Annotated in this window: 24 protein-coding genes; 14 read left to right on the forward strand and 10 right to left on the reverse strand. The window is 73.2% G+C overall.

Annotation, left to right across the window (positions count from 1 at the left end):
* The 3 genes from UK12_RS25425 to UK12_RS25435 all read right to left on the reverse strand — a co-directional run.
* A partial coding sequence (locus UK12_RS25425) for an alcohol dehydrogenase catalytic domain-containing protein (protein WP_045305474.1) occupies positions 1-272 on the reverse strand: 272 nt, incomplete at its 3' end.
* Complete coding sequence (locus tag UK12_RS25430; protein WP_045305475.1) at positions 269-1,069, reverse strand: SDR family oxidoreductase; 801 nt, start codon at positions 1,067-1,069, stop codon at positions 269-271. The genes UK12_RS25430 and UK12_RS25425, both read right to left, overlap by 4 nt.
* Positions 1,066-1,821: an SDR family oxidoreductase gene (locus UK12_RS25435; protein ID WP_045305476.1), complete on the reverse strand. Its 756-nt coding sequence runs from the start codon at positions 1,819-1,821 to the stop codon at positions 1,066-1,068. Before UK12_RS25435 ends, UK12_RS25430 begins: the two co-directional genes overlap by 4 nt.
* A 158-nt stretch (positions 1,822-1,979) precedes the next feature.
* On the opposite strand from UK12_RS25435, the gene UK12_RS25440 reads away from it, so the two are divergent.
* Together UK12_RS25440 and UK12_RS25445 are read left to right on the forward strand one after the other, a co-directional pair.
* A complete protein-coding gene (locus tag UK12_RS25440) occupies positions 1,980-2,639 on the forward strand; it encodes a TetR/AcrR family transcriptional regulator (protein WP_082119935.1) in 660 nt (219 codons plus the stop codon).
* A 178-nt stretch (positions 2,640-2,817) separates the two neighbouring features.
* Complete coding sequence (locus tag UK12_RS25445; RefSeq protein ID WP_052682152.1) at positions 2,818-3,639, forward strand: DUF2470 domain-containing protein; 822 nt, start codon at positions 2,818-2,820, stop codon at positions 3,637-3,639.
* A 43-nt stretch (positions 3,640-3,682) separates the two neighbouring features.
* Here UK12_RS25445 and UK12_RS25450 read toward each other — a convergent pair whose 3' ends face one another.
* Positions 3,683-4,528 (reverse strand): VOC family protein, encoded by an 846-nt coding sequence (locus UK12_RS25450; RefSeq protein ID WP_197085170.1) that lies wholly within the window; start codon positions 4,526-4,528, stop codon positions 3,683-3,685.
* Positions 4,529-4,801: 273 nt separating this feature from the next.
* Positions 4,802-6,178 carry a serine hydrolase domain-containing protein gene (locus tag UK12_RS25455; RefSeq protein WP_045305477.1) on the reverse strand — a complete coding sequence of 459 codons (1,377 nt, stop codon included), beginning with the start codon at positions 6,176-6,178 and terminating at the stop codon, positions 4,802-4,804.
* Between the two features lie 332 nt (positions 6,179-6,510).
* Between UK12_RS25455 and UK12_RS25460 the strand changes: the two genes are divergently transcribed.
* Positions 6,511-7,734 carry an NAD(P)/FAD-dependent oxidoreductase gene (locus tag UK12_RS25460; RefSeq protein ID WP_045305478.1) on the forward strand — a complete coding sequence of 408 codons (1,224 nt, stop codon included), beginning with the start codon at positions 6,511-6,513 and terminating at the stop codon, positions 7,732-7,734.
* Positions 7,735-7,757: 23 nt separating this feature from the next.
* Here the strand turns inward: UK12_RS25460 and UK12_RS25465 are convergent, their stop codons facing one another.
* Positions 7,758-7,997: a DUF1876 domain-containing protein gene (locus tag UK12_RS25465; RefSeq protein WP_045305501.1), complete on the reverse strand. Its 240-nt coding sequence runs from the start codon at positions 7,995-7,997 to the stop codon at positions 7,758-7,760.
* 91 nt (positions 7,998-8,088) lie between these two features.
* Entirely contained in the window at positions 8,089-8,334 is a 246-nt protein-coding gene (locus UK12_RS40035; RefSeq protein ID WP_156178927.1) for a hypothetical protein, read from the reverse strand.
* A 282-nt stretch (positions 8,335-8,616) separates the two neighbouring features.
* Here UK12_RS40035 and UK12_RS25470 point away from each other — a divergent pair, with 282 nt between their 5' ends.
* The 3 genes from UK12_RS25470 to UK12_RS25480 all read left to right on the forward strand — a co-directional run bounded on the left by UK12_RS25470 (position 8,617) and on the right by UK12_RS25480 (position 10,951).
* Positions 8,617-9,444 (forward strand): YndJ family protein, encoded by an 828-nt coding sequence (locus UK12_RS25470; RefSeq protein ID WP_045305479.1) that lies wholly within the window; start codon positions 8,617-8,619, stop codon positions 9,442-9,444.
* On the forward strand, positions 9,441-9,959 hold the full coding sequence (locus UK12_RS25475; RefSeq protein WP_045305480.1) for a DUF1990 family protein: 519 nt from the start codon (positions 9,441-9,443) through the stop codon (positions 9,957-9,959). Before UK12_RS25470 ends, UK12_RS25475 begins: the two co-directional genes overlap by 4 nt.
* Before the next feature lie 608 nt (positions 9,960-10,567).
* Positions 10,568-10,951: a thioredoxin family protein gene (locus UK12_RS25480; RefSeq protein WP_045305481.1), complete on the forward strand. Its 384-nt coding sequence runs from the start codon at positions 10,568-10,570 to the stop codon at positions 10,949-10,951.
* 177 nt (positions 10,952-11,128) lie between these two features.
* Here the strand turns inward: UK12_RS25480 and UK12_RS25485 are convergent, their stop codons facing one another.
* Positions 11,129-11,806 carry a TetR/AcrR family transcriptional regulator C-terminal domain-containing protein gene (locus UK12_RS25485; RefSeq protein WP_045305482.1) on the reverse strand — a complete coding sequence of 226 codons (678 nt, stop codon included), beginning with the start codon at positions 11,804-11,806 and terminating at the stop codon, positions 11,129-11,131.
* A 134-nt stretch (positions 11,807-11,940) separates the two neighbouring features.
* Here UK12_RS25485 and UK12_RS25490 point away from each other — a divergent pair, with 134 nt between their 5' ends.
* From UK12_RS25490 to UK12_RS25515, 6 genes are all read left to right on the forward strand, one after another.
* Complete coding sequence (locus UK12_RS25490) at positions 11,941-13,473, forward strand: APC family permease (protein ID WP_045305483.1); 1,533 nt, start codon at positions 11,941-11,943, stop codon at positions 13,471-13,473.
* A gap of 175 nt (positions 13,474-13,648) precedes the next feature.
* Positions 13,649-15,094, forward strand: coding sequence for a dihydrolipoyl dehydrogenase family protein (locus UK12_RS25495; protein WP_045305484.1), 1,446 nt, complete (start codon positions 13,649-13,651; stop codon positions 15,092-15,094).
* A gap of 176 nt (positions 15,095-15,270) precedes the next feature.
* A complete protein-coding gene (locus UK12_RS25500; RefSeq protein ID WP_045305485.1) occupies positions 15,271-16,359 on the forward strand; it encodes a WD40/YVTN/BNR-like repeat-containing protein in 1,089 nt (362 codons plus the stop codon).
* A gap of 134 nt (positions 16,360-16,493) precedes the next feature.
* Entirely contained in the window at positions 16,494-16,913 is a 420-nt protein-coding gene (locus UK12_RS25505; protein ID WP_045305486.1) for a TOBE domain-containing protein, read from the forward strand.
* Positions 16,914-17,056: 143 nt separating this feature from the next.
* Positions 17,057-17,251 (forward strand): hypothetical protein, encoded by a 195-nt coding sequence (locus UK12_RS25510; protein WP_045305487.1) that lies wholly within the window; start codon positions 17,057-17,059, stop codon positions 17,249-17,251.
* A 31-nt stretch (positions 17,252-17,282) separates the two neighbouring features.
* Positions 17,283-18,407 (forward strand): cytochrome P450, encoded by a 1,125-nt coding sequence (locus UK12_RS25515; RefSeq protein ID WP_082119936.1) that lies wholly within the window; start codon positions 17,283-17,285, stop codon positions 18,405-18,407.
* Positions 18,408-18,440: 33 nt separating this feature from the next.
* Here UK12_RS25515 and UK12_RS25520 read toward each other — a convergent pair whose 3' ends face one another.
* Positions 18,441-18,908, reverse strand: a complete 468-nt coding sequence (locus tag UK12_RS25520; RefSeq protein ID WP_045305488.1) for a molybdopterin-dependent oxidoreductase — start codon at positions 18,906-18,908, stop codon at positions 18,441-18,443.
* Positions 18,909-19,296: 388 nt separating this feature from the next.
* Between UK12_RS25520 and UK12_RS25525 the strand changes: the two genes are divergently transcribed.
* Positions 19,297-20,946: a PucR family transcriptional regulator gene (locus tag UK12_RS25525; RefSeq protein ID WP_045305489.1), complete on the forward strand. Its 1,650-nt coding sequence runs from the start codon at positions 19,297-19,299 to the stop codon at positions 20,944-20,946.
* A gap of 41 nt (positions 20,947-20,987) precedes the next feature.
* Here UK12_RS25525 and UK12_RS25530 read toward each other — a convergent pair whose 3' ends face one another.
* Complete coding sequence (locus UK12_RS25530) at positions 20,988-21,467, reverse strand: MarR family winged helix-turn-helix transcriptional regulator (protein WP_045305490.1); 480 nt, start codon at positions 21,465-21,467, stop codon at positions 20,988-20,990.
* A gap of 97 nt (positions 21,468-21,564) precedes the next feature.
* On the opposite strand from UK12_RS25530, the gene UK12_RS25535 reads away from it, so the two are divergent.
* Complete coding sequence (locus UK12_RS25535) at positions 21,565-22,347, forward strand: dioxygenase family protein (RefSeq protein WP_045305491.1); 783 nt, start codon at positions 21,565-21,567, stop codon at positions 22,345-22,347.
* Positions 22,348-22,526: the final 179 nt, after the last annotated feature.

The following is a 22,526-nucleotide window of genomic DNA, read 5'->3' on the forward strand; positions in this document are numbered from 1 at the left end:
GCCGGGGGTGCCCCCACCCCAGCCCCTCCCGCCGGGGGTACCCCCACCCCGCCTCCGACTACCTCACCGCAGAGTTCCACGCCGGGGGTGAACGGCAGCGGCGGGCGCACCTGGTAGTGGCCCCGGCACATCAGCGCGTCCGGGAAGTTCACCGCGGCGGCCCGCACCCTGACCAGCAACTGGCCTGCTGCGGGCTCGGGTTGCGGTACGTCCTGGCGCAGCTCCATCACCTCGCGCGGTTCACCCAGCGCGCCGACCTGCCATGCCCTCATTCCGCGCGTCCCTTCTCGCCGACGTGCTTGTCGATGTTCTGCTGGAGCCGGTTCATGCCGTCCAGCCAGCGGTCGGGCTCGGCGGCGCGGGCCGCGTAGTACCCGGCGACCTCGGGGTGCGGAAGGACCAGGAAGGTCTCCGCCTCGATGCCGCGCAGCAACGCGTCGGCCACGGCCGCCGGTTCGACGGCGGAACCGGCGAGCAGCGCCTCCCCGACGAGCCCCGAGTCGGCGAGCATCCTGGTCCGTACGCCCTGCGGGCAGACGGCGTGCACCCGCAGGCCCCGGTGGCGGTAGCTGGCCGCGAGCCACTCGGCGAAGGCGAGGGCGCCGTGCTTGCTGACGGCGTACGGGGCGGAGCCGAGCATGGTGAGCAGCCCGGCGGCGGAGACGGTGGCGACGAAGCGGCCCTCGCCGCGCTCCAGCCAGTCGGGGAGCAGCAGTTCGGCGGCCCGGACGTGCGCCATCACGTTGACGTCCCAGGCGGTGGCCCAGGCCCCGGGGGAGGCGTCGGCGCCGCCGGTCGGGGCGACCCCTGCGTTGGCGCAGTAGACGTCGATCCGGCCGAGTGCGCTGCGGGCGGCGGCGATCAGCGCGGCGACGCCCTCGGCGGTGGCGGCGTCACCCGGCGCGGGGATGCCGCCGATCCGGGCCGCGACCTGCTCGGCGGCGCCGGCGTCCAGGTCGTTCACCACCACCCGGGCGCCCTCGGTGGCGAAGGCTTCGGCGAGGGCGGCACCGATGCCGTGCCCGGCGCCGGTGACGACCACGCCCTGACCGGCGAGCCGGGTGCTCACATTCCACCGCCGAGGGTGACGCCGCCGTCCACCACCAGGGTCTGCCCGGTGATCCAGCCGGCGTCCTCGGAGAGCAGGAAGGCGACCGCTCCGGCGACGTCCTCGGGCAGGCCGAGCCGTCCGAGCGGATAGGCGCGGGCGACCTCCTCCTCCCGGCCGTCGTAGAGGGCCTCGGCGAACTTGGTCTTCACCACGGCGGGGGCGACGGCGTTCACCCGGATATCGGGGCCGAGCTCGGCGGCGAGTTCGGTGGTGAGGCGGATCAGTGCGGCCTTGCTGACGCCGTACATGCCGATCCCGACCGAGCTGCGGATGCCCGCGATCGAGGCGACGTTGACGATCGCACCGCCGTGCTCGCCCATCCAGGCCGCGCGGGCGAGCCTGGTCCAGGAGAGCGGGGCGAGCACGTTGACGCCGAAGATCTTGGCGGCGGCGGCCGGATCGGTGTCCAGGACCGACCCGAACACCGGGTTGATACCGGTGTTGTTGACCAGGTGGTCGAGCCGCCCGAAGGCCTCGACCGTGCGGTTGACCGTCTCCTCCTGGTGCGCCGGGTCGTCCGCCTTGCCCGCGACGGCGATGGCGTTCTCCGGGCCGCCGAGGTCACGGACGGCCTCGGCGAGCGGTTCGGGGTTGCGGGCGGTGATGCAGACCCTGGCGCCGCGCTCCACCAGCGTGCGCGCGATGCCGAGGCCGATGCCCCGACTGGCTCCGGTGACCACGGCCACCCGGCCCTTGAACGAAGGAGTCATCGCCAATCCTCTCGACGGCGGCAGGGCGTCCGGGCCTGCCTGTCTGACTAAGCGCTTGCTTAGCATGTTGGGCACGCGCGACACTGTCAACCACGGGGAGCACCCCGAAGACACCCCGGCCAGCGGGACCGGCCGGGCCCATCTGCGAGGATTGCGCCATGACCGACCAGGCAACCGCCGATCTCTGGCCCGGCCCGCACAGCGGCGGACCGGGCGGCGGACGTGCCGCAGGACGTACGGGCGAGCGCACCGAGGCCGCCCGGCGGCTGCTGCTCGCCGCCGTGGACTCCTTCGCCCGGCGCGGCTATCACGCCACCACCACCCGCGACATCGCCACCGCCGCCGGGATGAGCCCCGCCGCGCTCTACATCCACTACCCCTCGAAGGCCGCGCTGCTCTCCGAGATCAGCCGCACCGGCCACCAGGCGACCCTCGACCTGGTCGAGCGCGCCGAGGCGAGCAGCGGCGACCCGGTCGAGCAGATGCGCCGCCTGGTCGAGGACTTCACCACCTGGCACGCCCGCGGCCACACCGTCGGACGGATCGTCAACCACGAGCTGCACGCCCTGCCGGAGGAGGACTTCGCCGTCGTGGCCGAACTGCGCCGCCGGATCGAGGAGACCGTCCGCCGCATCATCGACGCGGGCGTGGCCTCCGGCGCCTTCGCGGTCCCCGACGTCCGCACCGCCGCCCGCGCGGCCACCTCGCTCGGCATCGACGTCTCCCGCTGGTACAGCGAGCGCAGCAGCGAGACCCCGGAAGAACTCGGCCGCCGCTACGGTGTCCTGGTCCTCCGCATGCTCGGTGCCACCGTCTGACCGCTCCCCGCCGCCCGACCGCGGGACCGGGCCCACGGACCCGCCGCCCGCCTGGAGCGCCGGAGCACCAGAACACCGGAACGCCGGAACGCCGACACGACTCGACGGAGTACCGAGGTGGCACTTCCCCGACTCCGAGAGATTAGGTTAGGCTCACCTAATCAACGAGGAGGTCCCCATGGCCGAGGCTGAGAGCCACCGCCTGCCCGTCGCCACCCGGCCGCAGCCCGCACGGCACGGGCAGGCCCCAAGCGGCGCCGAACGAGCCCGCACGCTACTGGAGTTCGGCTCCTCGGTGGTTCTCGACGTACCCGGTATCGACCTGCTGAACCGGCCCGGGATCCCGCCGCTGGTGCGCTGCACCGCACTGCCGGACGCCGCACTGGCCGTCCTGGTGGAGAGCGCCTCGCCGCTCTGCCGGATCGCCGCCCTCTCGCGGGACGAGGTCCTCACGGCCGAGCTGGAGGCGGTGGACGTCGCCCCGGTCGCCCTCCCCCACCGGATCCGCGGCCGGCTCACCGCCCACGGACGGCTCAGTGCGCTGCCGACCGCCGGACCCGAGCTGATCGACGGCCTCTTCCCCCGGCGGAGCGAGGGCGAGCACGCGCTGCTCCGCCTCGACCTGGACCACCTGGCCGTCGAGGACCTCTGGGGCACCGAGTGCTGCATCGACCCCGCCGCGTTCTCCACCGCGGCTCCGGACCCGATCGCCGCCGACGAGGCCGCCATGCTCCAGCACCTGGCCGCCTCCCACCCCGAACAGCTGCGACTGCTGGGCCGTCAGGCGCTCGAACACCCGTCAGGGCTGAGCGCCTGGCACGAGCCCGTCCACAGTCTGTCCGAGGTCCGGCCGGTGTCCCTGGACCGCTACGGGCTGCGCGTCCGGCTGCTCAGCGGCACCCGCATGCTGGACGCCCGATTCGACTTCGACCGCCCGGTCACCGGCCCCGAGCAGCTGCCCGAGGCGATGCACCGGATCTTCGCCCACCTCGGCCACTGACGCCGACGACCGCCCGGCCGCGGGCCCCTCAGCCGTAAGCCCCTCAGGAGTACTCGGCGTCCGGGGTACCCGCCCAGTCGGCATCGCCCCCGGGGTCGGGCCGACTGCCGGCGTCGGACCGGCGGTCGGGGCCGATCACCGAGAAGAGGCCGCCCTCGGCATCGCGCAGACGGGCCACCCGCCCGTACGGGGAGTCGCTCGGATCGTTCACCACCGCCCCGCCGAGGGCGATCGCGTGGTGCACGGCGGCATCGGTGTCGGCCACCGAGAAGAAGACCTCCCAGTGCGGGACCACCTCGGTGGCCCGGCGCAGCGCGGCCACGCTGCGGCCGTCCGAGCGCAGCACCACCCGCTCGTGCTCGTAGCGCACCTCGAAGTGCGCCGGGTCGCGGCCGTCCCAGAGGAAGACCTCGCCGTAGAACAGCGCGGCGGCGAACGGGTCCGCCGTGCGCAGCTCGATCCACACGGCGGCGCCGGGCGAGCTCACCCAGGCGGCGCAGCCGAGGTCGCCCTCCCAGACGCCGAAGGCCGCCCCGAACAGGTCGGCGGCCAGCGCGACGCGTCCGGCGTCGAAGGCGAGCGGGCCGACCGCGACGGTGGCCCCGCGCTCGCGGATCCGGGCGGCGGCCTGGTCGACGTTCTCGATGCCGAAGTAGGTGGTCCAGGCCACCGGCGGCTGCCAGTCCCCCGAGACGACGCCGATACCGGCGACCTCCACACCGTCCACCACCGCGCGCAGGTAGGGGCCCCAGCGGTCCGGCCCCGGCTCGAAGGTCCAGCCGAGCAGCGGCCCGTAGAAGGCCCGCGCGTCCTTGAGGTCGCGCGCCATCAGGCTGACCCAGCAGGGGGTGGCCGGTACGCAGCGTACGGTGACGGTGTGCTCGCTCATGCGGACGTACCCCTTCCGGTGCTGGCAGGTTCAGCCTAGGGGCAGCACCGGGCCACGGCACGGTCCGCCTCGCGGGGCACCGCCGCCGGGAGGGGCCGCGACGACGGCGCCGGCGTCCCGTCCGAGGACCGCGAGCGGATCTTCGAACGGTTCACCCGCCACCACGGCACCCTGCAGCTGGCCGATCCCGATCCCGGCACTACGGCCGGCACCGGGGTCGCCTTCAGGGTCCGGCTTCCGCTCACCCGGCCCTGCGGCCGCCGGGCGTACCCGTCAACTCGAGTGCCAGCCCCGGGGGTCGACACCGCCCGGGATCGGCGCGCCCGGGTCGTAGGGTGCGCGGGTCAGCACGAAGCTGCCGAGGTCGAGATGGCTCACGGTGCCGTCCGCCGCGCGGACCACCCGGAGCGTCTCACCCGCGTAGTAGCCGTCCAGCCCGGTCCACGTGCCGTCCGGCAGGGCGCGGAACCGGGAGCCCCGGCCCGCCGCCCCGAGCGGCGCGAGCTCGAGGGCCCGGTCGGCCTGCAGCCGCAGGATGTGTGCCGACGGCCCCCAGTACCAGGGCCCGGTCAACGCGAGAAGCTCCGGATCGACCTCGGCCAGCGGGCGCCAGGGCTCCGGGAGCCGCGGTTCGCGCTCGGCCACGATCCCGATCAGATCCGCCGCGATCACCGAGGACGCCGTCCCGGAGGTCGCGTTGGCCAGCACCACGGCAGCCAGGTCGTCCGCCTCGCTCACCCAGAGCGTGGCCACGAAGCCGGGCATCGAACCGCTGTGCCCGAACAGCACCCGGCCGTCCTGCCGCCGCAGTTGGGTGCCGAACCCGTAGGAGGCCACCCAGTCGGGTCCGCTGGGCTCCGACGCCGGCCGGCGCATCTCGGCGACGCTGTCGGCGCTCAGTACCTTCTCGTCACCGCCCGCCAGGAACACCGCCCAGCGGCACAGGTCCGCGGCGGTGGACCAGAGTTGACCGGCCGGTGCCATAACCCCCGTGTCCTCCAGCGGTTCGGGCAGCATGACGTCCGCCCACGGATGCACGGCGAACCCGCCGGCGTGCGGCGCCTGGGGCGACAGGGTGGTCCGGGTCATACCGAGCGGCTCCAGCACCTCCCGGCGCAGTACGTCGCCCCACGGCTCCCCGCGCAGCCGCTCGACCAGGGCACCCAGCAGCGCGTAGCCGGGGTTCGAGTAGTGGAACCGGCTCCCCGCCGGGTGTCGCATCGGCTGCTCGCCGAGCACATCCGCGAGCTCGGGCCGCAGCGCCCCCGGGGTCCGCTCCCACCAGGGCCCCGGCGTCTCGGAGGCCAGTCCCGAGGTGTGGGCGAGGAGTTGGGCGATCGTCAGCCCTCCGGCGGAGGTGCCGGGCAGGTGCTTGTCCAGCGGGTCGGTCAGCTCCAGAGCACCCTCGTCCCGCAGCCGCATGACCAGCACCGCGACGAAGTTCTTGGTGAGCGAGCCGATCCGGTACTGCACGTCGTCGTCCGGGCGGTGGTCGTCGATCATGCTCCGCCCGTCGGTCCAGACCATGCGGCCGCCCCGGACCACCGCGCCCACCAGCGACGGCGTGCGCCCCTCCGCCTGTCCTACGGCCAGCCGGTGCAGCAGGGCACGGCGGGTGGTGGGAAGCAGTTCCTCGGGCGGGAAAGCCATCTGACTCCTCGTTCCTGTGCGCACGTCCGGACCGGACCGGCCGACCCTACCCCGGCTTCCTCGGACCTGCCGCCGAATTCCCCGGGGCGCCCGCCCGGGACGGCGACGAGGAGATCCCGGCGTCCCCCGATCGGCCGCTCCGTCCCTCCTGTCCCTCCAACCCCTTCGGTCTCCCCAGCCCCTCCAGCCCTGCGAACCCTGACCGGCCGGCGCCCCGACCGGCAGTGCCCCGCAGTTACCACCCGGTCAGATTCACGGTTCACCGCGCGACCACGCGGAGAAGGGAGTGTGATGGGGAGGCGGTGGCGAGCCAACGACGTGAGGAGCCGGGGATGGAGAGCGCGTACGTGATCGTCGGTGCGAGCCTGGCGGGGGCCAAGGCAGCCGAAACCCTGCGTGAGGAGGGTTTCGAGGGGCCGGTGGTCCTGATCGGGGACGAGCGGGAGCGCCCGTACGAGCGGCCTCCGCTCTCCAAGGGCTATCTGATGGGCAAGACCGCACGGGAGAAGATCCACGTCCACTCCCCCGAGTGGTACGGAGAGCACTCGATCGACCTCCGCCTCGGCACCGCCGTCACCGCCGTCGACCTCACCGCACGCCGGGTGACACTGACCGACGGCAGCAGCCTGGGCTTCGGAAAACTGCTGCTCACCACCGGTTCCAGCCCGCGCCGGCTGCCGGTCCCGGGCGCCGACGGGGCGAACGTCCACTACCTGCGCCGGGTCGAGGACAGCGACCGGATCAGGTCCGTACTGCGGCCCGGCGCCCGGGTGGCCGTGATCGGCGCCGGGTGGATCGGCCTGGAGACCGCCTCCGCCGCGCGCGAGGCGGGCTGCACGGTGACGGTGCTGGAGAGGGCCGAGCTTCCCCTGCTGCGCGTACTGGGCCGCGAGGCGGCACAGGTCTTCGCCGACCTGCACCGCGACCACGGGGTGGACCTGCGCTTCGGCGTCCAGGTCAGCGAGATCACCGAGCACGGCGTACGGCTCCGCGACGGCACGCTGGTCGAGGCCGACGCGGTGATCGTCGGCGTCGGAGTCGCACCGAACACCCAACTCGCCGCCGCAGCCGGGCTGACCGTCGACAACGGGGTCCTGGCCGACCAGCACCTGCAGACCTCGCACCCCGACGTCTTCGCCGCCGGGGACGTCGTCAACGCCTTCCACCCGCTCTACGGCAGGCCGATCCGGGTGGAGCACTGGGCCAACGCGCTGCACCAGCCGAGGACGGCGGCGCGCTCGATGCTCGGCGAGGAGGCGGTGCACGACCGGTTGCCGTACTTCTTCACCGACCAGTACGAGCTGGGCATGGAGTACACCGGCTATGTCGAGCCCGACGGCTACGACCGGGTGGTGTTCCGGGGCGACGTGCCGGGACGGCAGTTCATCGCCTTCTGGCTCTCCGGCAACCGGGTGCTCGCCGGGATGAACGTCAACATCTGGGACGTCACCGACACGATCCGCGACCTGGTCCGCTCCGGACGCCCGGTCGACCCGGACGCGCTCGCCGACCCGGACACACCGCTCGACCGGATCGGCGGGCCGCCGCAGCACTGACCGGTCCCCGGCCGGCCGGGGACCTACTTGAGTTCGTCGTGCGCTTTGGTCAGCAGCTGCATCGCAAGGTCGTTGAGCGCTCTGGCGCCGGCGACCTCCTCACCGACCCTCGGCTGCGGCGCGTCGGCGTGGTGCCGGGTGCTGTAGCCGTGGGACCGGACCTCCGAGCCGTCCGGGAGCCGCACCAGCGCGACGGCCTTGGTGCGATCCCCTTCCTCCATGAATTCCAGCTCGACGTGCCATCCGACGAGTGTGTGCATCATGATCGCCACCTCCACGGGTCTCGCTATCCAGCCTGCTCCGGGCGGCGGGCACTCGCCACCCGCCCCGGTGACGCGTCGTCGGTCTCGGATCTCAGCCCGACCTCGACGCGGGCGGCGTCGGCGGTTCGGGCGGTGCGGGCGGTGCGGGTGATCCGGGCGGCGTGGGCGTGGCCGGTGCGCCGTCGTCGACCCCGGCAGCACCGTCGGCGAGGTCGGCGGGTTCGCACTCCTCGCGCCCGGTCTCGGCGTGCACAACCCTGGCGGTGCGGTCCGGGGTGCTGGGGACGACGCGCTGGGGGCGTCCGCAGCGTGGGCAGATCAGCGGTATGCGAGGCATGGCTGCCGTCCACACCACGACCTCGGCGAGCAGGAGTGGGGGAGCGGGAACCGGTGGGGGCAGAGCGCCGAGCGGGTGTGGTCCTCCTGGGTCCCAGTGTGCCCGGAGCTGCCGCCGGGCCACCAGAGGGCAATGTTGAACGCGTTCAGTTATGCCGTAGAGTCTGCTGCGACAGCGTTTTGAACACGTTCAAGCGCGACGCGTCCGGGGACTCCAGGCATGCTCCGACAGGCTCAGGTGCCCCGGGTCCGCCCGCGCACCTCCACACAAGGGGGCGGGACCGTGACCGCACTGGTCAACCTCATCGTCATGCTCGGCATGTTCGCCGCGATACCGATCGGACTCACGCTCGTCGACGGACCCGGCACCGCCCGGGCGGCCCGGCTCTGGCCGATCGCCGCCGTACCCGGCGCGCTCGCGCTCTGGCTGCCGCGCGGTCCGCTCGCCACCGGCCTGGCCGCCTGCTACGCCGGCGCCACCCTCGGCCTCGCCGCCCTGGCCCCGCTGCGGCTGAGCCGCACCAGGTCGCTGGCCCCCGCCGAGATCGCCACGCTGACCGCGCTCGCCACACCCTCGGTGGCGGGCATCGCGCTGGTCGCCGAACGCTCGGGGCACCGGCTGTTCGGCTTCGACCTCAAGATCCTGGCACTCACCGTGCCGCACTTCCACTTCGCCGGGTTCACCGCCGCGCTGGTCGCCGGACTGGTCTGCCGCACCGCGCCCGACCGGCTCGCGGCCCGCGCCGCAGCGCTCAGCGTCCCGGTCGGCACCCTGCTGGTCCTCGCCGGATACTTCGTCGACGACTGGGCCCAACTGCTCGGCGCCGTCGTCCTGACCACCGGCATGTGGCTGGTCGGACTGCTCACCTGGCGGGACCTGCGCGCCCGCACCGGCAGCAGGGACCTGCTCACCGGCCGACTGCTCGCCGTCTCCTCGGCGGTGCTCCTCGCCACCATGCTGCTCGCCCTCTGGTGGGCGCTCGGCCGAGCCGCCGGCCTCCCGCACCCCACCCTGACCTGGATGGCCGCCACCCACGGCCTCGGCAACGCCCTCGGCTTCGCCCTCTGCGCGCTGCTCGCCTGGCGCCGACTCAAGGAGCTCCACCCGTGACCAGCACCCTGAACTACCCCGAGGTCGGTCGGACTACCGCGTCGGACCGTGCGCTGCCCGCTGGCTACAACCACCTCAGGCACCGGATCCTGCTCGGTCACGGCCGGGACGTCCTCGAAGCCGCCGGCGCCGCCGTCACCACCTGGCGGATGCACCGGGCCGCCGGGGTCCGGATCCGGACGGCGGCGGAGCGGGCGGAACCGGGAGTCGCGGTCGAATGCGCGATCGGCGTCGGTCCGCTGCGGGTGACCGCGCCGTGCGAGGTGGTCTGGAGCAGCTACCGGCCCGACCGGATCGGCTTCGCGTACGGCACCCGCGCCGGGCACCCCGAGTGCGGCGAGGAGTCCTTCGTGGTCGAGATGGGACCGGACAAGGCCGTCTGGTTCACCGTGACCGCCTTCAGCCGCCCGAACCGCTGGTACACCCGGCTGGCCGGACCGATCGTCCCCCACCTCCAGCTCCGCTACGCCCGCCGCTGCGGCCGCACCCTGCGCCGGCTCGCCAACGGCTCCTGAGCAGCCACCGGGGGGCACCGGGGACGGCGCGGGCCCTCACCGACCGAGTCGCCGTACCGCCCGCCCCGCCCGCAGTACGAACCCGGCCGGTCCCACCCACAGTGCCGCGCACGCGTCGATCGCCCACACCAGTGCCCGGATCAGCGTCATCAACGTCCTTCTCCCAACAGTGCTCCGGCCTTCCCGGCGCGGTACGGCGAGAAGGACGGGTCGAGCCGGAGGGCCTCGGGCCGGCGGCCGCCGGCCCCGGGTGTGCCGAGCGGGTGCTCGACCGTGCCTCGCCGGGCACGTACGGGCCGTTCGGCCGAGCCACAACCTAGGACGCTGATTGATCTTCGCGCCCGCCCGGACCCGGTCGGCACGCCGGACGGGCCACCGAATTCGCCCGTAAGGATCAAGAGTTCACGGTCGGAACACAACGAAGTCGGTACGGGCCAGGACTGGCACACCGTCGGTCGCGGGGCGACCGCGAAGTCCGACCGCGATCCGAGGCCCGGACGGCCTTCGGGCCGGGCGGGGTCCGGCGGCCCGGTGGAATAGCGGGCCGCGGCGCTTGGTTGATGCGGTTCGTACAGCCACCGACAGCAGCGGAAGGCAGGAACCCCGACATGAGCACCGTCGAGCTGACCAGGGACAACTTCGACGAGGTCGTCCAGGGTCCGGATGGCAAGGGCTTCGTCTTCATCGACTTCTGGGCGGGCTGGTGCGGCCCGTGCCGCCAGTTCGCGCCGGTGTACGAGAAGGCCTCCGAGCGCCACACCGACCTGGTCTTCGCCAAGGTGGACACCGAGGCGCAGCCGGAGCTCGCGGAGGCGTTCGAGATCCGCTCGATTCCGACCCTGGCGATCATCCGCGACGGGGTCCTGGTGTTCGCCCAGCCGGGGGCCCTGCCCGAGCCCACGCTGGAGGACTTGATCGGCAAGGCCCGGGCGCTGGACATGGACGAGGTCCGGGCCGGCATGAAGCAGCAGCAGGCGGGCACCCAGGCCTGACCGGCCTGGAGCAGGCAGCGGCTGTACGCGACGGGCGGGCCCCTGCCGGGCTCGCCCGTCCGGCTGTCTCCTCGTCGGCACGTGGCACCACCCCGTACAGCCCGGGCAGTCACGGCCGCCGACCGGGAGGCGTACCCGTCCGAGGGCTCGCGGAACTGGCCCGACGGCCCGGCGGCTTCAGCGGGTGAGGGCGATCCGGGCCGTGAGGCCGTCGAGGAGCAGGCGCAGGGCCAGCTCGAACCCTCGCTCGTCCAGGCCCGGCCCCCGCGCCGCCGCAGCCTCCAGCGCGCCCGCGAGCGCCGGGTATCCGGGCCGGTACTCGTCGGCCGGCCGGCCGAAGCCCGCACTGAAGGTCTCCAGGGCCGACCCGAGCACCAGGTAGTCGAGCGCCGCCGCGGCCTCGGCGGCATCCGCGGGCGCGAGCCCGGCCCGGCCGAGGGCGGCGAGCAGGGCGTCGTACCCGAGCAGCTGGCGCGCGGCCTCCACCCGTCGGCGGGCGAACAGGGCGATGGTGTTGGGGTGTCGGACGAACGCCGCCCGGTAGCCGCGCGCGTACTGCGCCACGCCGGTACGCCAGTCCGGCTCTGCGCCGCCCGGTTCCCCACTGCCCGGTTCCCCGCCGCCCGACTGCGCCGCGAGCGGGGTCAGATCGATCTCGGCGTTGACCAACTCGGCCAGCGAGTCGAGGAGTTCGTCCTTTCCGGTGACGTGGTTGTAGAGCGAGGCCGCCTTGACGCCGAGGCGGTCGGCCAGCGCGCGCATGGTGAGACCGTCGGGGCCGTTCTCGTCCACCACGTCGAGCGCGGCCCTGGCGATGATCTCCCTGCTCAGTAGCGCCCTGCTAGGTCGCCCCACTGCCCCGCCCTCCGTACGTCCACCGATCCGGCCACGTTACAGCCTGGTGTCGACCCCTTCCGCGGAGCCCGGTGCAGCGGCTACGGTCCCGGACTAACAAAGTTAGTTTTAGCCGACGGCAAGGTGGACCGACGATGACCGAGACCCCTGCAAGACCGACCGACGCCCCGCCCGGCGCCCCCGACCCGGCCGACAGCGAACGCCTCGCCGCGCTCGGCTACCGGCAGGAACTGCGCCGCAGCCTGGGCGTACTCGGCAACATCTCGATGGGCTTCGCCGTGGTGTCGCCCGTGGTCGGGCTCTACGCCGTCGCGCAGGTCGGCATGAGCGTGGACGGCGGCGCCTGGGTCTGGGCCCTGCCGGTCTGCCTTCTCGGCCAGCTGCTGGTGGTCTGCGTCTACTCCGAACTCGCCTCCCAGTGGCCGCTCGCGGGCGGCGCGTACCAGTGGAGCAGGCGGCTCGCCGGACCCACCTTCGCCTGGCTGAGCGGCTGGATGTGGCAGTTCGCCGTGATGTTCGCCAACACCACGGTCGCCTACCTCGCCTCACCCTGGGTCTTCGCGCTGTTCGGCGCCACCCCCACCCCGACCCAACTGGTGCTGGTCTCGGCCGCGTTCATGGTCCTCTGCACCCTGGTCAACGCCTACGGCATCAACCTGCTGCGCTGGTTCGTCTCACTCGGCATCGCCGCCGAGGCCGTCGCCTCGGTCCTGGTCGGCCTGGCCCTGCTGCTCTTCTTCCGCCACCACGGCCTCGGCCTGCTCACCGACACCCTGAACGCGCCCGCCACCACCGGGACAAGTGACCTGATGTCCTTCCTGGCCGTGATCGCCGTCGGCGGCTGGGCCTTCATCGGCTTCGACGCCTGCGTCTCCACCGCCGAGGAGACCAAGGACGCCGCCCGCCAGGTCCCCCGGGCGATGCGCTGGGCCCTGCTCAGCGTGGGCACGGTGGTCATCCTGAACGCCGTCGCGGTGGCGCTGGCCCACCCCGATCCGGCCGCCGTCGTCGCCGGAAAGGACCTCGACCCGGTCACCACCGCCGTCACCTCCGGGTTCGGCGACTGGTCGGCCAAGCCGTTCGTGGTGGTCGTCCTGGTCAGCTTCACCGCCTGTCTGATGGCCTCCCAGGGCGGCGCCGCACGCGGCCTGTACTCGCTCGCCCGGGACGGCGTCTTCCCGTTCTCCCCCCAGGTCCGGAAGGTCAACCGGCACAAGGCCCCGATCGGCGGCCTGGTCGCCGCCACCCTGGTCAGCTGCGCCGCGCTCCCGCTCGGCCTGGAGAGCACCGCGATCGGCAGCCTGATCACCTTCGGCAGCGCCGCCACCTTCCTGCCCTTCTTCCTGCTCACCCTGGCCTCGCTGATCGCCCGGCTGCGCGGCAGCTGGCGGCCCGCCGGGCAGGTCTCGTTCGGCCGGTGGGGTACCCCGCTGAACGCCCTCGCGGTGCTCTGGACCGGCCTCGAGGTGGCCAACATCTGCTGGCCGCGCGCCATCCTCGCGCCGCCCGGGGCGCCCTGGTACCAGGTCTGGGCGGCCCTGCTCGGGGTCGGGCTGGTCACGGTGATCGGCCTCGGCTACCTGATCGTGCGCCGCCCGCAGCGCCTGATGCGGGGGCCCGCCCCCGAGCGCACCGACACCGACGAGCTGGCACCCGCCGTGCTCTGACCGCCCCCTGGCCGCTCCCTGGCCGCCCTCGCCCGCCGGACGTCCGGCGTTTCTCGGCGCCGACACGCCGACCGGGCGTCTACCGGGCGGGGCGGGACCGTCGGAGGATGGTTCCGCCCCGCCCGGTGGGCGGTGGCAGCGAACGCACAGCGGCAGCAGAGCGAGAGCGAGAGCCATGACCCCGCAACCCGAGCAGTACGACGTGGTGGTCCTCGGCGCGGGTCCGGTCGGCGAGAACGTCGCCGACCGGACCCGCGCCGCCGGGCTGAGCACCGTCATCGTGGAGAGCCAGCTGATCGGCGGCGAGTGCTCCTACTGGGCCTGCATCCCGAGCAAGGCGCTACTGCGGCCGGGCTCGGCGCTGGCCCATGTGCACGCCCTGCCCGGCGCCAAGCAGGCGATCCAGGGCGGCCTGGACACGGCCGCCGTGCTGGCCCGCCGCGACGAGTTCACCTCGCACTGGCACGACGACGGCCAGGTCGAGTGGCTCCGCTCGGTCGGGATCGACCTGGTGCGCGGACACGGCCGGCTGGCAGGTGACCGGGCCGTACTGGTCGACGGCGAGCGACTGTTGACCGCCCGGCACGCCGTCGCCGTGTGCACCGGCAGCCGTCCGGCCCTGCCGCACGTCCCCGGACTCGCCGAGGCCCACCCCTGGACCAGCCGGGACGCCACCAGCTCCGCCTCGGTACCGCCCCGGCTGGCGGTGGTCGGCGGCGGGGTGGTCGCCGTCGAGATGGCGGCCGCCTGGCGCTCGCTGGGCTCGGAGGTCACCCTGCTGGTGCGCGGCGGAGCGCTGCTGGAGCGGATGGAGCCCTTCGCCGGTGAGCTGGTCACCGAGGGCCTGCGGGACGCCGGGGTGGACGTGCGGTTCCGCACCGAGGTGACCGCGCTGCACCGTGACGGTCCGGTGACGCTCACCCTGGGCGGCGGTGACGGTGACGGCGCCGGTGGTGGGCAGTTGACGGCGGACCAGGTGCTCTACGCCACCGGACGGGCACCGCGCACCGACGACATCGGCATGGAGAGCATCGGCCTGTCCCCCGGCAACTGGCTCACGGTGGACGACAGTTGTCTGGTCACGGAGGTGGACGGCGGCTGGCTGTACGCCGTCGGCGACGTCAACCGCCGCAATCTGCTCACCCACCAGGGCAAGTACCAGGCGCGGATCGCCGGCGCCGCGATCGCCGCCCGCGCCCGGGGCGAGCAGCCGGACACCACCGTCCGCTGGGGCAGCTACGCCGCCACCGCCGACAGCGCGGGGCCGCCGCAGGTGGTCTTCACCGAACCGGAGGCGGCAGCGGTCGGGCTGAGCCTCGGTGCGGCCGAGCGGGCGGGCCTGCGGGTCAGGGCCGTCGACTTCGAACTCGGCCACGTCTCCGGTGCCGCGCTGTACGCCGACGGCTACCGGGGTCGGGCCCGGCTCGTGCTCGACCTCGACCGCCAAGTGATCGTCGGCGCGACCTTCGTCGGCCCGGCGGTCGCCGAACTCCTGCACTCCGCCACCGTGGCGGTGGTCGGCGAGGTCCCGATCGACCGGCTCTGGCACGCGGTCCCGGCGTTCCCCACCATCAGCGAGATCTGGCTGCGCCTGCTGGAGACCTGCCGCGACAGCGGGTAGCAGCCCCCGGGGGCCGCGGGGGCACCGGCCGTACGGCTGCTCGCGCGGTCCCCCGCACCCGTCGGGGCCTGCCCACGGAAGTCGCGGCGCGCCGGGGCCGAGGACGTGCACGGTCGGCGTCGACGGGAGCAGACTGGCGGGCGGGGGCCGTACCTCTCCGCCCGGGTGGTTGCGTCATGAGCGAGACACTGTTGGCCGTCGGCACGCAGAAGGGCCTCTTCCTGGGGCGCAGCCCCGACCGGGCGAGGTGGGAGTTCACCGGCCCGCACTTCCAGATGAACGCGATCTACTCGATCGGGATCGACCGGCGCGAGGGCCGGGTCCGGCTGCTGGTGGGGGCGGACAGCAGCCACTGGGGCCCGTCCGTCTGGTGGTCCGACGACCTCGGGGCGAGCTGGCAGGAGCCGTCGCGCCCGGCCGTGCGCTTCCCCGAGCACACCGGGACCTCGCTGGAGCGGGTCTGGCAGTTGCAGCCCGCCGGCGCCGAGGCCCCCGGCGTGGTGTACGCGGGGACCCAGCCGGCGGCCCTGTTCCGCTCGGAGGACGGCGGCGAGAGCTTCGCCCTGGACGTGCCGCTCTGGTCGCACCCGCAACGCAAGGACTGGACCGCCGGGTTCGGCGGCCAGGGACTGCACACGATCGTCACCGATCCGCGCGACGCGGACGCGCTGACGGTCGCGGTCTCCACCGGCGGGGTCTACCGCACCGCGGACGGCGGGCGGAGCTGGCACCCCGCCAACAGCGGCATCCGGGCCTCCTTCCTGCCGGACGAGTACCCGGAGTTCGGCCAGTGCGTGCACAAGGTCGCGGCCGACCCGGTGGACCGCGACCGGCTGTACCTGCAGAACCACGGCGGGGTCTACCGCAGCGACGACGGCGGCGGCCACTGGCAGGACGTCGGCTCGGACCTCCCCGCCACCTTCGGCTTCGGCGTCGCCGCCCACCCCCGGACGTCCGGCACCGCGTACCTCTTCCCGCTGGACGCGGACTACGCCCGGCTCCCGGTCGCCCGCCGCTGCCGCGTCTTCCGCACCCGGGACGCGGGCGCGAGCTGGCAGCCGCTCTCCGACGGCCTGCCGACGGAGGACCACTACGGCGTGGTGCTGCGCGACGCGCTCTGCACCGATGACGGCGAACCGGCCGGGGTGTACTTCGGCAACCGCAACGGCGAGGTCTACGGCAGTGCGGACGAGGGCGACAGCTGGGCGCAGCTCACCTCACACCTGCCGGACGTGCTCTGTGTCCGGGCGGCGGCGCTGTCCTGAGACAGCAGCTGCGAGAGCGTCCGGGGCATCGCCCTGGCACCTACAAAGGGCGTCTGAGCTGGGGAAATATCCGCATTAGGGTGTCGATCAGGACGTGGAATTCCATTTCCATGATACGAAATCGAGGTCATCTGATGAGTCTGAGTATCCGCAACCAGCTCCCCGGCACGGTCACCGCCATCGCCACCGGCGAGGTCATGGCCAGCGTCAAGGTCAGCCTGGCGGGCGGGCAGGAGCTCACCGCCGCCGTCACCCTGGACGCCGTACGGGACCTCGGCCTCGGCGAGGGCAGCGAGGTCCGCGCCCTGGTGAAGGCCACCGAGGTCGCCCTCTCCACCGGACCGGTCAGCGGGCTGAGCATCCGCAACCAACTCCCGGGAACCGTCTCCGAGGTGGCCACCGGCGGCGCGATGGCCGGCGTCAAGGTCACGGTCGCGGGCGGCGAGCTGACCGCGGCGATCACGGCGGACGCCGCCACCGAGCTCGGCCTCAAGGCCGGCACCCCGGTCGTCGCCCTGATCAAGGCCACCGAGGTGTCGCTCGCCGCCGCCTGATCCGCCCCACCCGGGACCCGACGCCCGGTCGGGTCGGCCAGGCCGGCCGACCCGATCGGCCGAGCGCGGCCGCGCGATCCGTGGCACCACCCTTCGCCGGAGAGACACTTGATGTGGCGTCAGAGTGGTGCCACCATGGCGCCATGGACCTCACGCCATACGTCGCCGGCCTCCGACAGCAGCTCGCGGTCGCCACGGAGGCCGGCGGCCAGGAGGCCCGCGCACTCGCCGAGCGCCTCACCGCCCCGCTGGGGGCGGCGGTGAGGCTCACCGTGCTGAACGCTCTCTCCACCACCGCGGACACCGGCAGCCGGAGCTGCACCGGCTGGGCGCGCTGACACCCGGCGCACGACACCGCGCCCTCTCCCCCTGCGGGTCCGGTACGACGAGAAACTCGGCTTCTGGAACGTCTACGGCTACCCGGAGGCGCTCGACATCCTCGGCGACCCGAAGACGTACTCCTCCCACACGGTCCGGCGGTTCGTCCCCGACGCCGAGGAGGCGGTCACGGCCGGCAACCTGGTGCAGCTGGATCCGCCGGACCACGGCAAGCTGCGCAAGCTGGTCAGCCACGCGTTCACCCCGAAGATCGTGGCCGGCCTCGAACCGCGGATCAGCGCACTCACCCACGAACTGCTGGACGAGGTCGCCGACCGGGACCGGTTCGAGCTGGTGACCGACCTGGCGTATCCGCTGCCGGTGATCGTCATCGCGGAGCTGCTGGGCGTGCCGAGCAGTGACCGCCCGCTGTTCCGCAAGTGGGTGGACCAACTGTTCGACAACCAGGACCAGTTCTCGCTGCTCGACCAGGACGAGGAGCAGCGGGCCCTGCTGGAGAAGCGGATGGCGCAGGCGCAGGTGATGCTCGACTACCTCCGCGCGCACGCCGACGAACGCCGGCGGCAGCCGCGGGAGGACCTGCTGACCCAGCTCGTCCAGGCGGAGGTCGACGGCGAGCGGCTGACCGACCCGGAGGTGGCGAACTTCGCGAACCTCCTACTGACCGCCGGGCACATCACCACCACCATGCTGCTCGGCAACACGGTGCTCTGCCTGGACACCCACCCCGAGCAGGCGGCGCGGGTGCGCGCCGACCGCTCGACGGTACCGGGCGCGATCGAGGAGTCGCTGCGCCTGCTGACCCCGTTCGCGGCCACCTTCCGGCTCACCACCACCGAGGTCGAGATCGCCGGACAGCGGATTCCCGCGGACGAGGTCATCGCGGTGCGGCTCGCGGCGGCGAACCGGGACCGGCGCCAGTTCGCCGACCCCGACGTCTTCGACCCCACCCGCGACCCCAACCCGCACCTCGGATTCGGGCGCGGCATCCACTTCTGCCTGGGCGCGCCGCTGGCCCGGCTGGAGGGCCGGATCGCGCTCAACATCCTGCTGGACCGCTTTCCGGTACTGCGCACGGACCCGGACAACCCGCCGGTCTTCCTCCCCGCACCGGACCTGACCGGCCTCAAGACGCTGCCGCTCCGGACCAGTTGACGCCGGCACGCCGAGGCCGCCGGACGCGCCCCTTCAGTCGCCCACCGCGCCGAGCCACACCGCCGTGATGCCGCTGATGTAGCGCGCGCCGGAGGCGTCGGCGGGGACGACCAGTTGCGGGCCCGCCTCGTCCAGCGGAGTCCCGTCGATGCTGGTGGCGAGCAGGATCTGCTGCCCGCCGAACTCCGGGTCGATCTCGGCCCAGGAGAGCACCACGCAGTGGCCGTCGGCCCCGGTGAGGGCGATCAGATGGCGCAGCCGCCGCTTGCGGCCGGTGAGGTCGACCCGGGGCTTGGCCGCGCGCAGCACGTCCCAGAGCCTGGGCCCCTCGAAGGTGTGGTGCTGCAGGCCGCTGCTGAGGCAGTCGAAGCTCACCTCGGCCCGGTGCGCAGGCAGGGCGCGGAGCTGTTCCACGGTCAGCTCGACGGGCTGGTCGAGCCGACCGTGGAGCCTGACCGTCGCGGTGGCGGGTGCTGCGCCCACGGACTGCGTGGTTCTCATCGGCGGTCCCTTCCGGGGCGCACCCTGCGGCCCGGAAGGGTGGTACCCGAGCGCACCGGATGCCACTCTCAGATCCCTGGCTGAACACACATTTTCAGCAGCAGATGCGATGGATAAACAGCTACACTCCCTGTAACTGCTGCCGGTCCGGTCACGGTCGCCGCGCCGCCGGGGCTCGCCGAAGCGCGCCGGACCGGACTCGGCCGCCGCGTTCAGCAACAGCGCAACTGGGCGGACGACTGGTGTCGGGCACCAGGTCGGGCGGTCTCGTTCGGTGGATCCAACAAGAGGAGATTACGGGCTTTCGTCTTGCATTTACGATGCCTGTGCGCACCTTGCCCTTGCTGAAGCGAGAGGCAGGAACGGCGCGGAGCACAAGGAGCGAGACATGATCGTCGGGGACCTGCTGGAGTTGGACGACCTGCACATCGGGCTGGCCTGGGGGACGTCCGACCTACTGGGCCGCCAGGTCACCGGGGTGACCTCCACCGACCTGCAGGACCCCGCCCGCTATCTCCAGCCCGGCGAACTGGTGCTGAGCGGCCTGGTCTGGTGGCGGCCCGACCAGACCACGGCCGCGCTGCGCTTCGCCACCTCGCTGCGCAGCGCCGGGGTGGCCGGCCTGCTGGCGGGCGAGGGCACCCACGGCTCCGTGCCGGAGAGCCTGGTCGAAGCCTGCCGCACCCACGGCATCCCGCTGCTGTCGGTGCCGCCCGGCACCAGCTTCCGCGCCGTCACCGACCGGGTCTATCTGCGCCTCTGGGGCGATCTCCAGACCCGTTCGCACGGCGTCGCCGCGATCCCGGAGGCGGCCCGGCGCGAACTGCTCGGCCTGCTGCACACCGGGACCCGGCTGGACGAGGTGCTGGCCTGCGCGGTCGCCCGGCTCGGGCTGCCGGACTGCTCGGTGGTCACGGCGAGCGGGCGGGTGATCGCCTCCTCGACTGCGGGCGGCGGGGCCGGTACGGCTTCGCGCGGGTCCGTGCCGATCGGGCCGCAGGGCGACTCACCGTTCGACGGCTGGCTGTTGCAGCCGCACACCGTCCCGGAGCCGTGGGCAGCCGGACTGCTGCCCGGTCTCGCCGAGCTGCTCACCCCGCTCGCGACCCGGGCCCGGGCCACCGCCGCCGCACAGCGCCAGACGGCGGCGCGGGCGGCCGAGTTGGTGGCCCAGGACGGCCCGGAGCCCGAGCTGCTGGACACCCTCGCCGCCTGCGGGCTGCCCCCCGGCGCCGCGCTGGTGCCGGTCACCGTACGACTGGACGGCGGCACGGAGGAACCGTGGGCCGCGGCCTGGGCGGTGTCCGCGCTCGCGGAGGCGCTGCACCGGCTCGGCGCACCCTTCGCGGCCGGTACGGACGGACGCGGCGGCGCCGTCGGCCTGGTCGCCGCTCCCGCAACCGAGGTCACGGCCGGGCTGCGCAGCGCCTGGCCCGCACTTCAGAGCAGGCTGACCGGCCGTCGGTGGCTCCGCGCCGGGGTCGGCCCCGCCACCACCCCGGCCGGTGAGCAGCTGCGCGGGGCGCTGATTCAGGCCGCGTACGCGCAGGACGCCGGGGCGGCGACCGGCGGCACAGGCACAAGTGACACAAGCGGCACAAGCGGCACAAGCGGCAACGGTGCAAGCGGAACCGGCAGGAGCGGCAACAGCACCGGCAACGGCAAGGCCGGTACGGGCGATACCGCCACGATCCCCCGGAGCGGCGCGGCCGCAGTCGGCAGCAGTGGCGAACTCGGCTCACTGGCCGATCTGTTGCGGGGCGTCCCGGTCGAGGTCACCGCCGCGTTCCATCGCAGGTTGCTGGCCCCGGTCGTCGAGCACGACCGTGAGAACACCGTCTCGCTGCTCGGCACCCTGAACACCTTCCTCGACCACGACGGTTCCTGGGCGCGGACCGCCGAGGCCCTCCATCTTCACGTGAACACCGTTCACTACCGTATCCGCCGGATCGAGGAGCTCACCGGACGCAGCCTGGCCCGCCTGGAGGACCGCATCGACCTGCGCGCAGCCCTCCTCTGCGCACCGCCCGCCCGCTGACACCCGGCCCGCCCGTCCCCGGGGAAGGCTGCCCCAAGACGTCAGCGTTCGACGCCCCCGCGCTCGGCCGCGCGCAGCCGCGCGCTGACCTCACCGAGGCAATCCCCCAGCACTGCCAGCTGCTGCCGGTCGAGTACGTCGATCAGCACCTCGCGCACCACGGCCAGATGCCCCGGCGCGGCCGCCCGCAGCACCCGCCAGCCCTCCTCGGTCAGCTCGGCGAAGACCCCGCGCACGTCGCTGGGACAGGAGCGGCGGCGGACCATGCCGGCCTTCTCCATCTGGGTGACCTGGTAGGTCAGGCCGCTCTTCGAGGTGACCAGCCGATCGGCGAGGTCGGTCATCCGCAGTGAGCCGTCGGGCGCGGCGGAGAGCTGCACCAGGATCTCGTACTGCGTGTGGGAGAGTCCGGCGTTCTCCTTGAGCTGGTGCTCCAGACGCCGGGCGATCAGGTTGCTCGCGACGACGAAGCCCCGCCAGGCCGCCATCTCCTGCTCGTCGAGCCAACGGGGTTCGTCCATGAGGACATCCTACCTTGTTGTTCAAATTCGAACAAAGGTGTACCGTCGCAAATATAAGGTTCAAATTTGAACTAATAGCTGGAGGCCGAAGCCGATCATGAGCACTGCCACCCCCGCGCGTATGCCCGCCCTCTATCTCTCGCACGGCGCACCGCCCCTGGCCGATGACCCGATCTGGCCCGACGAGCTGGCCGCCTGGTCCGCCGACCTGCCCAGGCCCACGGCGATCCTGATGATCTCCGCGCACTGGGAGGAGGCTCCGCTCGCCCTCGGCGCGACCACCACCGTCCCGCTGGTCTACGACTTCTGGGGATTCCCCGAGCACTACTACCGGGTCCAGTACGCCGCACCCGGCGCGCCGGAACTCGCTGAGAGTGTGCGCAAGCTGCTGCGCGCCCCCGGCACTCCCGTCCAGGACATCCCCGACCGGGGCCTCGACCACGGCGCGTACGTGCCCCTGGTGGAGATGTTCCCGGCGGCCGACATCCCGGTGCTCCAGGTCTCGATGCCGACCCTCGACCCGCAGCGGCTGCTGGAGATCGGCCGTCGGCTGGCCCCGCTGCGCGACCAGGGTGTACTGATCGTCGGCAGCGGCTTCTTCACCCACAACCTTCGGGCGATCAGCCCCGACGGTCGGGTGCCCTCCGTGATGGCCGAGTTCGACGACTGGGGACGCCGCGCGCTGGCGGCCCAGGACCTCGACGCACTGCTCGACTTCGAACGCAAGGCCCCGGCCGGGAAGCTGGCCCACCCGCGCACCGAGCACTTCGCACCGCTCTTCGTCGCCCTCGGCGCCGGGGAGGCCGACCTGGGCTCGCAGCGCAGCGTCATCGACGGCTTCTGGATGGGTCTCGCCAAGCGCTCGATCCAACTCGGCTGACTCCCAACGCCGTTGACTGACCCTGACTGCTGCTGTCCGCTGCAGGCTACTCCCGCTGCTCCGGCCCCCCGGGCTACCTCCGACGACTTCCGATGGTCCCAGTGGCACCAGCAGTGGCCACGCCTCGAACGGCTTCCCTCCGGTCGGCGGCCGACAGCTCGAGGGCCGGCCGGGTGCGC

Source organism: Saccharothrix sp. ST-888 (genome assembly GCF_000955975.1).
Taxonomy (GTDB): domain Bacteria; phylum Actinomycetota; class Actinomycetes; order Streptomycetales; family Streptomycetaceae; genus Kitasatospora.